We start from the raw sequence: 12,905 nt of genomic DNA, 5'->3' as shown, positions 1-12,905 counted from the left end.
GGCCACCTGCATCCGCGCAGCAGTCGCAGCTACGTCGTGCGTGACTATTTTGTGGGGGTTGTGTGATCTTCGAACGCGGCGACGATGCCGTCAATCATTGCTGTGATGCGCGCGGTATGCCGAAGGTCTTGATGCGTGACGAGCCAGATTTCGTAGACCGCCCCACGTGCGGGTTCCGGCCCTATCTGCACGAGGCCGTCGTGTTCAGCCAGATGGATCGGAAGCTCACCGATGCCGAGGCCGGCCTTTACCGCGGTACGCAGCATGAGGCTGGAATTGAAGGTCGATACGATGCGCCCCGCGTGTATCGGTTCGCCAGCAAGCGTCGGTGATCGATTCCCGGTCCAGTTTCCCTGATAGGCAACGAGATCGTGGCCCGCGAAGGCGGAGCCCGCGGCGGGCTTGCCGTGCTGGTCGAGATATGCCTTCGATGCAAAGAGCGCCATGGGCCAGCGAGCCAGGCGCCGCGCGACAAGATCGGGATTATCCGGCCTGACTGAGCGGACCGCGATATCCGCTTCACGCTTTGCCAGACTTAGCATGCGCGTCGACGTGTCCAGCAGGACGCGCACTTCGGGATGCGCAGCATGCAGGCGTTCGATGGCCGGAAGCAGGAATTCGAGCGCAATCAAGTCGGTGCTGGTGACTCTTACGTCCCCCGCAAGCCGTGTATCCGTGCCTTGCGTTCGTCTGACGAGTTCGTGTGCGGCGTGTTCCATTTTTTCCGCCGATCTCAGCGCGGCCTCGCCTGCGGCGGTCAACGCGTAACCGTCAGAGGTGCGCAGGAAGAGCGTTGCACGTAGGGCGTGCTCTAGTGCCGCAATCCGTCTGCCGACCGTCGCCTGATCAAGGTTGAGCGTCCTGGCCGCGCCACGGAGCGTTTTTTCGCGCTCCACCGCGAGAAACACTCGCGCGCCATCCCAGTTCATCGTGCCGCCCTCCTGATGCAAATTTGCATCTGACAACACGAATAATGCTGCACATATTCATCAGCGTCGAGGCCTAGACTGAACGCCAGAGTTCCTCGTTCCATGATCCGCCCGGATCAATCGAGGCTCATCTATACAAGGAGTGCCATCCATGCCTGCTTCAACTTATCGTGTGCCGTCGTCCATGACGGCCATTGAGATCAAACAGCCCGGCGGTCCTGAGGTGCTGGTGCCGACTACGCGCGCGGTGCCGGTGCCGGCCACCGATCAGGTCCTGATCCGCATCCACGCGGCTGCCGTGAACGGTCCAGACGTTTTCCAGCGCAAAGGGCTCTATGATCCGCCCCCCGGCGCTTCGGACATTCCGGGGCTGGAAGTGGCAGGTCAAGTGGTTGCCGTTGGCGCCGACGTGTCCCAATTCCGGATCGGCGAACTGGTGTGTGCATTGATTCCTGGTGGTGGCTACGCAGAATATGCGGTCGCGCACGCCTGCAACACGATGCATATCCCCAAAGGGCTGACGTTGGTGGAGGCGGGGGCCATGCCCGAAACGTTGATGACGGTATGGCTGAACCTGTTCCAGCGCGGCAAGCTGGTTGCCGGCGAATCGGTGTTGATCCATGGCGGCGCGTCAGGTATCGGTACCACGGCGACCATGCTGGCGAAGGCATTCGGCGCTGCGAAAATCATCACGACGGTTGGCTCGCAGGCACATCGCGAGGCCAGCCTGGCGCTAGGCGCAGACCTCGCGATAGATTACCGCGAGGACGATTTCGTCGCCGAGGCGCAGCGGTTTACCGATGGAAGAGGCGTCGACGTGATCCTCGACATCATTGCCGGCGACTACGTGGCTAGAAACTATGACGCCGCAGCCATGGACGGACGGATCCTCCAGGTGGGCGTGATCAAGGGGCCGGCGAAGGATCTCAACGTCTTGCCGATGTTGACGAAACGTCTGACGCATATGGGTTCGACATTGCGATCGCGCACATCCGCGGACAAGGCGGCCATCATCGATGAACTCGAGCGGCAGGTCTGGCCGCACATCGAGAGCGGCAGGATCAAGCCGGTTGTCTACAAGACCTTTGCGCTTGTCGACGCTCGCGGCGCTCACGAGCTGATCGATTCCGGCACACACTTTGGAAAGATTGTCCTTACGACAGGTGCCGATCTCATTGGCTGAAGCCTGGCTTGCCGGTTTCGTGATCGACGTAGCAGCACTTCTAAAGGTCACGGACGTCTCACGATCTGCTCGGCGATCGGCCGGAGCCTGTTCGAGAACGCACGGAGGTGGGTCGCGCCACTTGCAAGCGCTAGCGCCTGTTCATCGCAAATCGTCGAAGTCTCCTGGCGCCAGCGTGAGGGCTGCTGCGCGCACGTTTTCCTCGAGGTGATCGATGGATCGAGTGCCGGGGATGGGCAGCATGACCGGCGATTTCGCGAGCAGCCATGCAATAGACAGGGCCGCATGCGTGAGGCCGTGACGCGTGGCGACCTGCTTCCCCTTGAGCGCCCGCAGGCCGCACCGACACGATGGGCGTGATGCTGCGTGCCAGATCGCGAGCTGCGCGACCGTCACGTTCGAGATGCCGATATGGCGGATCTTTCCTACGCGCTGCAAGTCAGCCAGGGCTCCGACCGACTCGGCAAATGGCACGTTCGGGTCAGGCGCATGGAGTTGATACAAATCGATGCGCTCCAGCCGCAAGCGCTGCAAACTGCCTTCGACCGCGGCCCGCAAATGGTCGGGGCGGCCATCCCGAACCCAGGAGCGGCGATCTGGCCGCACCAAGCCGCCTTTCGTGGCAATGACCAGGTCCGAAGGATAGGGATACAACGCCTGCGAGATCAAAGATCAAACTGCCGGCAGCCACCCCGAGGCGGGATGCCAGGCACCGAAGTCCGGTGATGTTCGACATCACGCCAGGCGGCTGGCCTCGATGCGCGGGAACACCCGCGCCAGCGTGACGCCACGCGCGGCCATGAACAGCAGCAGCGCCGCCCATAAGCCATCGTTGCCGAACGGGCCGGCCAGCGCAAGCGCCGCCACCATGAACGCCGCGAACGACAAGGCCATCGAGTGCATCAGGTCGCGCGTGCTGGTGGCGCCGATAAACACGCCATCAAGCAAGAAGCCCCACACGGAAACCAGCGGCAGGGCAACCGCCCACGGCAGGTAGCGTACCGCCGCGTCGTGGACTGTCCGCTGGTCGGTCAGGCGGGCGATGATCCATTCTCCGGCGCAGGCATACACCAGGGAGAAGCACAGCGCCCCCACCGCGCCCCAGATCATCGTGACCCGGACCGCGCGGCGCAAGGCGTGCCGGTCCCGGGTGCCGATGGCGGCGCCCACCAGTGCCTCGGCCGCATGCGCGAAGCCATCGAGCGCGTACGCCATGAAGGTCTGGAAGTTGAGCAGCAGGGCGTTGGCCGCCAGGATCACGTCGCCTTGCCGGGCGCCCGCATGGGCGAACCAGCCGAAGCTGGCCACCAGGCAGAGCGTGCGGATGAAGATGTCGCGGTTGAGGGCGACCAGCCGCTTCAGTTCGTGCGCGTCGGCGACCACCGCCCAGCGCAGGGGCGGCAAGCCGTGCGGGCGCAGCCGCCAGAGCAGCGCGGCGCCCAGCACGAAGCCGCACGCATCGGCGGTGGAGGTGGCGGCGCCGATCCCCGCGATGCCCCAGTCGAACACATAAACGTAGAGCAGCACCGAGGCAATGTTCACCGCATTGATGAAGAGCTGGATGAGCAGGCCCAGGCGCACGCGCTGGCAGCCCAGCAGGTAGCCGAGCACCACGTAATTGCACAACGCAAAAGGCGCCGCCCAGATCCGCGCATGGCTGTAGACCCGCGCGTGATGCTGGAGTGTGTCGCTGCCGCCGATCAGGCCCAGCGCGCCGTGGATCAAGGGCATCTGCACGGCCAGCACGCCGAGCCCGATGACGGTGGCCAGCATCAGGGCGCGTGCCAGGGTGGCGCGCAGCGCCGCGCCGTCCTGGGCGCCATACGCTTGCGCGACGAGCCCGGTGGTACCCATGCGCAGGAAGCCGAAGCCCCAGAACACAAAGCTGAAGAACAGGCCGCCGGCGGCTACGCCGCCCAGGTAGGCCGGGTCCGGCAGGTGGCCGGCAACGGCGGTATCGACCGCACCCAGGATCGGCTGGGTCAGGTTGGCCAGGATGATCGGGAACGCCAGCGCCAGCACGCGGCGGCGCCAGTGCGAAGCGGGGAGGGCCGGCGGTGCGCTGGAAGCGCTGCCGCTGGCGGGTGACGCGACTGAAGCGGATGAAGCGGCTGAGAGGGGACTATCGGCGTCTGGCACGTTGTGCAGCAAGGGCTGGGTGTTTGGGGTCGACCGACATTATGGTCGATCCACTGCCTTGCTGCCTCGCCGGTGAACAGGAACGATGCCGCTCACCCACGCCGTACGTGCCGGGGATCAGGCGTTCACGGTGCTTCCACGGCCGAAGCCTTATTGCTGGTTGGGGGCGACAATGCCGTAGCGCTCCATTTGACGGTAGACCGTGGCGCGCGCGATACCCAGGTCAACGGCAACCTGCGTAATACGCCACTTGTTACGCCGCAGGGCAGCCAGCAAGGCCTCGCGTTCGTTGCCGGGCAGCGGCGCCGCCTCCGGGCGCGTATCCGGCCGGTTTTCCTGCGTGCTATCGAGGATCTCCGGCGGAAGCGCCTCAGTGTCGATCAATCCGTGGTCGCTCATGGCCAGCGCAAAGCGCAGCACATTGCGCAGTTGCCGCACATTGCCCTGCCAGGAATAGGCCCGCAGCAGGGCCAGCGCGGCGGGCGCCAGCACGGCCTGCATATCCAGCTGCCGGCCCTCTTCCTCGGCGATGCGCGCGATCAGGTAGTCCTTGTCGCGCCGCTCGCGCAGCGCCGGCAGGTGCAAGGTGGCTCCACACAGGCGGTAGTAGAGGTCTTCGCGGAAGCACTGCTCGGCGATCAACTGGCGCAGGTCGCGGTGCGAAGCGGCGACTACGCGCAGGTCCACCGGGACGGGTTTCTCCGCGCCCAGCGGCATCACCTCGCGCTCGGACAGCACGCGCAGCAGCCGGCTCTGCAGGTGCAGCGGCATGTCGCCGATCTCGTCGAGGAAGAGGGTGCCGCCGTCCGACTGCGCGATCAGGCCACGCATGCCTTTGCTGCGTGCGCCGGTGAAGGTGCCGGCCGTGTAGCCGAACAGCTCGCTCTCGATCAGCGATTCGGGAATGGCCGCGCAGTTGACCGCGATGAAGGCTTTGCCGCGGCGCTCGCTGGCGGCGTGCAGCGCCTTGGCCAGGACTTCCTTGCCGGTGCCGGTCTCGCCGTGCACCAGGATATTGAGCGGCTTGTTGGCAAGGCGCTTGGCCTGCAGGATCAGGCGCTGCATCTGCGGGTCGCCCGCGCCGAGCGCGTCCAGCGCGGCGCTGGCTTGCGCGCTCGGCAGCGCGGGCTGGGCGCCGGGAGAGCAGGGCCGGCCCGGTGCCCCGCGCGGGGCGATCGCGGTGGCGTAGTACAGGCCGTGGTCATGGGTGCGCACGGCGGTGCGCTCGGACGACATGCCGGCGCGCGCGATGCGCCAGAGCTCGCTCATGTCCTCGCGCAAGACTTCGGTCAGCAGGTGGCCGCGCACATCCTGGGGCTTGCCGCCGCAGTGCCCTTCGGCGGCGTCGGCCAGCCGCAGCCTGCGCCGGCCGCCGCTGTTGATGCCCCGGATGACGCCGTCGGCGTCGAAGGCGACCATGATCTCGCTGTCCACGTCCACCAGCGACCAGGTCGAGCCCAGCCGCAGGATCCATTGGTCGCGGAAGTAGCGCAGGAAATTGGCATCCTCGATCATCTGCGCGTACATGGTGGTCATCTGCAGCGCCAGGTGCTGTCCCTCGCGCGGTGCCGGGGCGCTTAGCGCGGAGACGTCGAGCACGCCCAGGAAGCCGCCGGTGGGATCGAACAGCGGTGCGCTGTTGCACGTGAGCGAGATGTGGGACACGTCGAAGTGGTCGGTCTGGTGGCAGGTCACCGGCGCCTGCTCGACGATGCAGGTGCCGACCGCGCAGGTGCCGGCGCGCGGCTCGCTCCAGTCCGCGCCGAGGTAGAGCCCGGCGTGCTTGAGCTCCTGCTCCCAGTGGTCGTTGCCGATGAAGTCCACGGTCACGCCATGGGCGTCGGTGAGCAGCAGCACGCAGTCCAGGGCGGACACACGCTTGTAGAGCTGCTCCATGCCGGTACGCGCCACGCCGAGAAAGTCCTCGATCTGGTCCTTGTGTTCGCGCAGGCGCTGCGCTTCCACGATATAGGCGGGCACCGGCCGGCTCGGGTCGAGGCCATAGTCATTGAAGCAGCGCAGCCAGGAGCGCTCGATGGTGCCGTCGGCCGCGCCGGGCTGCCGCGAAAAGGCAAGCAGGCGCTCGATATGTGCCCGGTGTGCTTGTTGCAGCACGGTTGTCTCCTTGGCCGGTTCATGTGGTGGGCTGGCCGGGGCGATCGGATGCCCGGCGCAGCGCTGGCTCTACGCTAATCGATTTGGCCGCCCCCCGCAACGCGGCGGGCGGCCATCCGGCCGGCTCAGAGTTCGCGCCGTTGCAGCGCGCCGGCAATGTACCCAGCCTGGCGGATCGCCAGCGCCACGATGGTCAGGGTGGGGTTGGACGCCGAACTGGAGGCGAACTGGCTGCCGTCGGAGACGAACAGGTTGGGGATATCGTGGCTCTGGCCCCAGCGGTTGACCACGCCGTCGCTGGCTTTGGCGCTCATGCGGTTGGTGCCCATGTTGTGGCTGGCGGGATAGGGCGGCATGTCGATCACGCGCGTGGCGCCGACCGCTTCCGACATCTTGCGGAACTGGGCCAGCCCGTGGGCGCGGATGGCGGCGTCGTTGGCGTGGTCGGTCTTGCTCACGATCGGCACCGGCAGGCCGTACTGGTCCTTCTGCGTGGCATGCAGGGTAATGCTGTTGCGTTCCTGCGCCAGATCTTCGCCGCAGACCCAGACGCAGCTCATGTGGTCGTACATTTCCAGCGCCGAGCAGACGTCGCGGCCCCAGCCGCCCGGCTTCATGAACGCGGCGGTGAAGGGCAGGCCAAGCGCCAGCCCTTCCAGGTGATAGCCGCCGAAGAAGCCGCGTTGGGTGTTGAGCCGGGCTTCGTCCGAGACCACCGCCGCCAGCGCGGTGCCGCGGTACATATAAACCGGCTTGCGGTGGATCGCCACGGCCGCCGCGGTGGTGTGGTTGAGGTAGTTGCGGCCAACCTGGCCGGAGGAATTGGCGAGACCCTGCGGGAACTTGCTGCTGGCCGAATTCAGCAGCAGGCGCGGCGATTCGATCGAGTTGCCGGCCACGCAGACGATGCGCGCGCGCTGGAACTGGCGCCGGCCGCGCTCGTCCACGTAGAGCACGCCGGTGACCTTGCCGGCGGCGTCGTGCTCGATCTGCAGCACCATGGATTGCGGCCGCAATTCTGCTTTGCCGGTGGCCACGGCGCGCGGCACCTCGGTGTAGAGCGTGGACCATTTGGCGCCGATCTTGCATCCCTGCATGCAGAAGCCGATCTGCATGCAACCCGGGCGCCCATCGTAGGGCTGCGAGTTGACCGCCATGGGCCGCACGATTTCCTTGTAGCCGATCTTGCGCGCGCCCGCCGCCAGCACCTTGTAGTGGTTGTTCTCGGGCAGGGCCGGCAGGCCGGAGGCGGCGGTGGTGGTCACGCCCATCTTCTTTTCGGCGAGGTCATAGAACGGCGCGAGCTCGTCGTAGGTGATGGGCCAGTCGATCAGGTTGGCGTCCTTCACGGCGCCATAGGTGCTGCGGTTGTGGAAGTCGTGCGGCATGAAGCGCAGCGCCACCCCGGACCAGTGCACCGTGGAGCCGCCCACACCCTTGACGATCCAGGCCGGCAGGTTGGGGTAGGTCTTGGTGTGATGCCAGCCGCCGGCCGAGATGCGCTTGTCCAGCCACGAGATCTTGTTGAACATTTCCCACTCGTCATTCTCGAAATCGGCTTGCGTAAAGTGCTTGCCGGCTTCGAGGATCACGCTGCGTACGCCGCGCTGGGCCAGTTCGTTGGCGAGCGTGCCGCCGCCCGCGCCGGAACCGATGATGACGACCACGCTGTCGTCTTTGAGGTCGAACTTCGTTGCCATGCTTGTCTCCATGCGCCGCTCCGGGGGGCTTGCCGTAGCCCGGGCGGCCTCTTGTCGGGGGAATGCCGGTGCCGGCGGCTCAGAGCCAGTCGATATCGTCGAAGCCGCGGTGCAGGTAGCCGCCTTTCTCCCAGGACGAACCCTCGTAGCCCAGGAGGGGCCAGACCGCTTTGTTGTTGTAGAGGCCCGTGACCAGTTCGCCGCGCACTTTCTCGAAGAAGGGCGTGGCCTCGATGGCCTGCAGCAGTGTCACGCGATCGGTCTCCTTGGCGACTTCGCCATAAGGGCGGCCGAAGCGCTCGCGCGCCGAGGCATCCAGCGCGGCAACGCCCTGCTGCAGCAGAGTGCGCGTTGCCTTGTTGCCGGCGGCGGACTTCTCCAGCGGGACGATGGCGTCGACGTAGTAGCGGTCGGACAGTTTGTCGTGGGGAAAGATATCGCGTGACATGGCCACCAGCGTGCGCGCGGTGGCCGGGCCGAGCGCGCGCAAGGAGGCCGTCATGGCTTCGCGCGGCGGCTGGGCCAGCGCCGCCGGTACCACCGCCACGCCGATGGCGGCAAGGCCGCCGCCGCGCAGGAAGCCCCGGCGTGAAACGGTGGGCTGCTTGGGCAGGGTACGCATGGTGGTGCCGGCGCCAGGGCCGGCAGGCTGTGGGGATTTCATTGGTTTTGTCTCCAGTTTTTTGTGGGAGCGCGGTGCGGGCGTTGTCCGCCCCCCCGGCTCGGTGCATGGCATTGCTTGTCGCCGGTCGCCGCCGCCTCCCGCTGCTTTGTCGCGGCTTGTCGGGGCGGCGCCGCTCAGCACGGGCTGGGCACGGCGCGCAGCGCGCCGCAGGCCGGTGCCGGGCGCGCCCTGGGGCGGGGTTGGCCGGGTTCGGCGCGCTCGCCAAGCACGTCGATCAGCATGTGGTGCAGCCGTTCGGCCAGCACCGTGGCCATGAGCGGCGCGCCCAGTTGCTCTGCACAGGACGTGGTGCAGGCGCGCAGGCGGTCGGCATCGGCGGGATCGCCGCCGAGCGCGCCGCACAGCAGCGGCCATTCGGGCGGTGCGATCAGCGTGCCCGAGGTCAGCAGCACGCCGGTACGCCGGCGCACCTGCGCCAGGCCGACGATCTTGCGCTGGCCCACCACGACTTCCCAGGGCGAGAGCCCGCCGAAGCAGGCCCACTTCAGCGCATCCGCCGGCGGGGCCAGCCGCGCTTCCTCCGGCGGCACCGCATAGGCCGCGATGCCGAGGTCCCGCAGCAGCCCGGCGTGCAGCACGCCCAGCCAGCGGTAGCTCGACACCGTACCGGTGCCGACCAGGGCGTGGCCGGCCGGGAGCACGATCGAGGCCGACAGCATCCACGGGCCGGTCAGCACGGCGCCACCGCCCGAATCCCGCTGCGCAAACGGGGTGGTGCAGCCTGCCAGGCGCTCGCGCAGGGACGCCTGCGCGCAACCCAGCACGATGCCCGGCGCGGCGTAGGTCCACAGGCGCACGGCCGGGCGCAGCACCGGCTCCGCCAGGCGGGCCCGGTTCCAGGCTTGCTCTTCGGCGCAGTTCGCGCCGCTGGCGAGGAAGGCGGGGGCGAGCATCACAGGCCTTCCACGGTTTCCAGCCGCGTCTTGAGGTCGGTCAGGAAGCGCGCTGCCGGATAGCCGTCCACCGCGCGGTGGTCGAAGACCAGGTGCAGGCCCATCATTGGCGCCACCGCGATCCAGTCGTCCTTGACCACGGCCCGCTTGGCCACCCGCGTCACGCCGAGGATGGCGGCCTGCGGCACATTGAGGATGGGGGTGAAGCTGTCGATGCCGGTCGAGCCCAGGTTGGTCACGGTGAAGGTGCCGCGCTGGTAGGCGCCGGCCGGCAGCGTGCCGGCGCGCGCGCCGGCGGCCAGGGCGCGGCTCTCGGCAGCGATCTGCGCCACCGACCTGGTGTCCACGTCGCGCAGCACCGGCACCATCAGGCCTTCGTCAAGGCTGACCGCGAGGCCGAGGTTGATGTTCGGCATCAGCTCGATCTCCTTTTCCAGCACGCGCGCGTTCAGGCGCGGGTGCTGGCGCAGGGTCAGCGCCACGGCGCGCAGCACGAAGGCTGTGAGCGTGATCTTGCATTCGGGCCCCAGGTTCTGCTGCATGGTGTGGCGCGCCAGTTCCAGCAGGGTCACGTCCACCTCGACCGAGTGCGCCACGCGCGGCACGGCCCAGCCCGCGCTCATATTGCGCGCGATGGCGCCACGCATGCCCGTCAGCGGCACCGTGACGCGCTCGGCGGCGCTGGCCGCCGCCGTAGCCGGCGGGCCGCTCAGGACGCAAGCAAGGCTGTGACTCATGATCTCGGCTCCAGCCGGGCCAGCACGGCGCCGCGCCCGAAGGTGTCCTGCGCCGCCACTGCCAGTGCGGCGACGATGCCGTCGGCGGGCGCGACGATCTCATGCGTGGTCTTGACCAGCTCGGCCACGCCCAGCGGCTGGCCCGCGCTGACCGCGTCGCCGGGCTTGACCAGCCACTCCTGCAACAGGGCTTCGGTGCCGTCTTCCACGTCCTGCCAGACGGTGTCGGCCATCGTTACGTCGGTCATGCTGCTTCTCGGTTCAATTGATAGGAAAGAGGACGGTCCTGCACCAGGGCGCGCACCTGCGCGGCAATGGTGTCGACCTGCGGAATCACGTATTGCTCGAGCGGGCGCGAGAAGGGGATGGGCACGTCGGGCACGGCCAGGCGCCGCACCGGCGCGCGCAGCGCCACGCTATCGAGGTTCTCCGCCACGATCGCGGCGATCTCGCCGGACAGGCCGAAGCTCAGGTAATCCTCGTCCGCCACCAGCAGGCGGCCGGTCTTGGCGACCGAGCGCAGTACCGTCTCGCGGTCGAGCGGGACGATGGTGCGCAGGTCGATCACTTCCACGTCGATGCCCTCGGCCGCCAGCTGCTCGGCCGCCAGCAGCGATTTCTGCACCATCTGCGAGAGCGTGACGATGGTCGCGTCGCGGCCGCTGCGCGCCACCCGCGCCTGGCCGAAGGGAATGGCGTAGGCCTCCTCGGGGACGGCATTGGTGCTGCCCTCGAAGTAGGACATCCACGACAAGCCCATGATGCCCTTGTGGTAGCAGAACACCACCGGGTTGTCGTCGCGGATGGCCTGGATCATCAGGCCCTTGGCGTCGTAGGCGTTGGACGGCACCACCACCTTCATGCCCGGCATGTGGGCAAAGCTGGCGTACAGGCATTGCGAATGCTGGGCGGCATCGTTGTAGCCGCCGCCGATGCCGGTCATCACCACCGCCGGCAGGCCCACGCGCCCGCCGGACATATAGGTGTTCTTGGCGAGATGGTTGTAGATCTGGTCGAAGCACACCCCGAAGAAATCCACGAACATCAGTTCCGCGATCGGGCGCAGCCCTTGCGCGGCGGCGCCGATGGCCGCGCCCATGAAGGCGGTTTCCGAGATCGGCGTATCCATGATGCGATCGGGCCCGAAGCGGTCCAGCAAGCCGGTGGTGGCGCTGAAGATGCCGCCGTACTTGCCGATATCCTCGCCCATCACGAAGACGCGCGAGTCGCGCTCCAATTCCTGGCCGATGGCTTCGGCGATGGCCTGGGCCATGGTGAGCGTGCGCGTGCCCTGGGGCGCGCTTTGTGTGGTTTGCATGCGGGTCTCCTGTTTATGCTGGTGCGAGGTCTTGCTGGACGAAGACGTGTTGCAGCGCTTCTGCGGGCGCGGGGTAGGGGCTGTTGCGGCCAAATTCATAAGCGGCCTCGATGCGGGCCGAGATGGTCTGGCGCAAGGCGGCTTCGGCGGCGTCGTCGAGCAGGCCGCTGGCGCGCAGCGTGGCGCCCAGGGCGTGGATCGGATCGGCGCTGCGCAGGGTCTTGGCTTCGTCGCGCGGGCGGTAGGTTTCCGGGTCGCCCTGGAAGTGGCCGAGATAGCGGTCGGTCTTGACTTCGATCAGCGTGGGGCCTTCGCCGCGCCGCGCCCGCGCCACGGCCTCGCCGGCGGCGTGGTACACCGCGACGGCGTCGTTGTGATCCACCAGCACGCCCGGCATGCCATAGCCGGCGGCGCGCACGTCATTGGAAGGCACCGAGGTGGAGGCGGACTTCTCCACCGAGATGCCGTACTTGTTGTCCTCGCAGACGAACACCACCGGCAGCTTCCACAGCGCTGCCAGGTTGAGCGATTCATGGAACGAGCCCTGGTTGGCCGCGCCTTCGCCGAAGAAGGACACGGCTACCCAGTCCTTGCCCAGCTTGCGCGCCGCCAGCGCGGCGCCGCAGGCCTGCGGCGAACTCGCGCCGACGATGCCGCTGCAGGAGAACTTGGTTTCGGGATGGAACAGGTGCATATGGCCGCCCTTGCCGCGCCCGAGCCCGGTGGCCTTGCCGAACATCTCGGCGGTCATGGCATCGAGCGGCACGCCCTTGGCGATGGCGAAGTGGTGCGAGCGGTGCGCGCCGACCACGGTGTCCTCCGGCCGCAAGTGCGCGCATACGCCCACCGCCACCGGCTCCTGCCCGGCTGCGAGATGCATCTCGCCGGGCACGGGGCCGGCGCCGATGTCGAAGGCCAGGCCTTTCTGGATCTTCGGCGGCAGCTTGCCTTCGAGGTAGACCTTGGCCATGGTCTCTTCGTATTGCCGGATCTCGATCATCTTCTCGTACATCCACAGAAGATGGCTTGGGGTGGGTTCCATTCGGGGTCTCCTCTTGCTTTCGTTTCAGCGGCCGGCTGCGGTGCCGGACCAGCCTGAATTGCAAGAGTGGTGCCAGCGCGGGCGGGAAGCCCCGCGCCCGGCCCGCGGCTTCCCGCCAGGCCTTGCCGCAGGCCGGATACGCGTGGGGAGGGCCGGCCTGGCGC

The 12,905-nt window shown here is 67.5% G+C and carries 12 protein-coding genes; 1 reads left to right on the top strand and 11 read right to left on the bottom strand.

Features of this window, described 5'->3' with window-relative positions:
• Nucleotides 1-44 precede the first annotated feature (44 nt).
• Nucleotides 45-929, bottom strand: a complete 885-nt coding sequence (locus AC1Q7Q_RS32380) for a LysR family transcriptional regulator (protein ID WP_492373731.1) — start codon at nucleotides 927-929, stop codon at nucleotides 45-47.
• A gap of 151 nt (nucleotides 930-1,080) precedes the next feature.
• Here AC1Q7Q_RS32380 and AC1Q7Q_RS32375 point away from each other — a divergent pair, with 151 nt between their 5' ends.
• A complete protein-coding gene (locus AC1Q7Q_RS32375; RefSeq protein WP_492373730.1) occupies nucleotides 1,081-2,112 on the top strand; it encodes an NAD(P)H-quinone oxidoreductase in 1,032 nt (343 codons plus the stop codon).
• A gap of 141 nt (nucleotides 2,113-2,253) precedes the next feature.
• On the opposite strand, the gene AC1Q7Q_RS32370 is transcribed toward AC1Q7Q_RS32375, so the two are convergent.
• The 10 genes from AC1Q7Q_RS32370 to AC1Q7Q_RS32325 form a co-directional block, all read right to left on the bottom strand.
• Nucleotides 2,254-2,781 carry an aldo/keto reductase gene (locus AC1Q7Q_RS32370; RefSeq protein ID WP_492373729.1) on the bottom strand — a complete coding sequence of 176 codons (528 nt, stop codon included), beginning with the start codon at nucleotides 2,779-2,781 and terminating at the stop codon, nucleotides 2,254-2,256.
• Nucleotides 2,782-2,847: 66 nt separating this feature from the next.
• Nucleotides 2,848-4,251, bottom strand: coding sequence for an MATE family efflux transporter (locus tag AC1Q7Q_RS32365; RefSeq protein ID WP_492373728.1), 1,404 nt, complete (start codon nucleotides 4,249-4,251; stop codon nucleotides 2,848-2,850).
• A 150-nt stretch (nucleotides 4,252-4,401) separates the two neighbouring features.
• The gene (locus tag AC1Q7Q_RS32360) at nucleotides 4,402-6,366 is read right to left on the bottom strand and encodes a sigma-54-dependent Fis family transcriptional regulator (protein WP_492373727.1); all 1,965 of its coding nucleotides are present in this window, start codon (nucleotides 6,364-6,366) and stop codon (nucleotides 4,402-4,404) included.
• Nucleotides 6,367-6,491: 125 nt separating this feature from the next.
• Nucleotides 6,492-8,066, bottom strand: a complete 1,575-nt coding sequence (locus AC1Q7Q_RS32355; RefSeq protein ID WP_492373726.1) for a GMC family oxidoreductase — start codon at nucleotides 8,064-8,066, stop codon at nucleotides 6,492-6,494.
• 79 nt (nucleotides 8,067-8,145) lie between these two features.
• Nucleotides 8,146-8,730 carry a gluconate 2-dehydrogenase subunit 3 family protein gene (locus tag AC1Q7Q_RS32350; RefSeq protein ID WP_492373725.1) on the bottom strand — a complete coding sequence of 195 codons (585 nt, stop codon included), beginning with the start codon at nucleotides 8,728-8,730 and terminating at the stop codon, nucleotides 8,146-8,148.
• A gap of 134 nt (nucleotides 8,731-8,864) precedes the next feature.
• Nucleotides 8,865-9,644, bottom strand: coding sequence for a lipoyl protein ligase domain-containing protein (locus AC1Q7Q_RS32345; protein ID WP_492373724.1), 780 nt, complete (start codon nucleotides 9,642-9,644; stop codon nucleotides 8,865-8,867).
• A complete protein-coding gene (locus AC1Q7Q_RS32340) occupies nucleotides 9,644-10,381 on the bottom strand; it encodes a 2-oxo acid dehydrogenase subunit E2 (protein WP_492373723.1) in 738 nt (245 codons plus the stop codon). Before AC1Q7Q_RS32340 ends, AC1Q7Q_RS32345 begins: the two co-directional genes overlap by 1 nt.
• Entirely contained in the window at nucleotides 10,378-10,629 is a 252-nt protein-coding gene (locus AC1Q7Q_RS32335) for a lipoyl domain-containing protein (protein ID WP_276264419.1), read from the bottom strand. Before AC1Q7Q_RS32335 ends, AC1Q7Q_RS32340 begins: the two co-directional genes overlap by 4 nt.
• Entirely contained in the window at nucleotides 10,626-11,699 is a 1,074-nt protein-coding gene (locus AC1Q7Q_RS32330; protein ID WP_492373722.1) for an alpha-ketoacid dehydrogenase subunit beta, read from the bottom strand. The genes AC1Q7Q_RS32335 and AC1Q7Q_RS32330 overlap by 4 nt, the downstream gene beginning before the upstream one ends.
• Before the next feature lie 13 nt (nucleotides 11,700-11,712).
• Nucleotides 11,713-12,741: a thiamine pyrophosphate-dependent dehydrogenase E1 component subunit alpha gene (locus AC1Q7Q_RS32325; RefSeq protein ID WP_492373721.1), complete on the bottom strand. Its 1,029-nt coding sequence runs from the start codon at nucleotides 12,739-12,741 to the stop codon at nucleotides 11,713-11,715.
• Nucleotides 12,742-12,905 lie beyond the last annotated feature (164 nt).

This window comes from Cupriavidus sp. GW823-FHT07A04, assembly GCF_058794615.1.
The sequence above is the reverse complement of the archived record's forward strand: the minus strand, read 5'-3'. Positions and strand labels throughout refer to the sequence as shown.

Excerpts from the sequence above, each read along its gene's own strand:
- AC1Q7Q_RS32380 (WP_492373731.1), bottom strand. The coding sequence starts at position 929 with ATGAACTGGGATGGCGCGCGAGTGTTTCTCGCGGTGGAGCGCGAAAAA.
- AC1Q7Q_RS32375 (WP_492373730.1), top strand. The coding sequence starts at position 1,081 with ATGCCTGCTTCAACTTATCGTGTGCCGTCGTCCATGACGGCCATTGAG.
- AC1Q7Q_RS32355 (WP_492373726.1), bottom strand. The coding sequence starts at position 8,066 with ATGGCAACGAAGTTCGACCTCAAAGACGACAGCGTGGTCGTCATCATC.
- AC1Q7Q_RS32350 (WP_492373725.1), bottom strand. The coding sequence starts at position 8,730 with ATGAAATCCCCACAGCCTGCCGGCCCTGGCGCCGGCACCACCATGCGT.
- AC1Q7Q_RS32345 (WP_492373724.1), bottom strand. The coding sequence starts at position 9,644 with ATGCTCGCCCCCGCCTTCCTCGCCAGCGGCGCGAACTGCGCCGAAGAG.
- AC1Q7Q_RS32340 (WP_492373723.1), bottom strand. The coding sequence starts at position 10,381 with ATGAGTCACAGCCTTGCTTGCGTCCTGAGCGGCCCGCCGGCTACGGCG.
- AC1Q7Q_RS32335 (WP_276264419.1), bottom strand. The coding sequence starts at position 10,629 with ATGACCGACGTAACGATGGCCGACACCGTCTGGCAGGACGTGGAAGAC.
- AC1Q7Q_RS32330 (WP_492373722.1), bottom strand. The coding sequence starts at position 11,699 with ATGCAAACCACACAAAGCGCGCCCCAGGGCACGCGCACGCTCACCATG.
- AC1Q7Q_RS32325 (WP_492373721.1), bottom strand. The coding sequence starts at position 12,741 with ATGGAACCCACCCCAAGCCATCTTCTGTGGATGTACGAGAAGATGATC.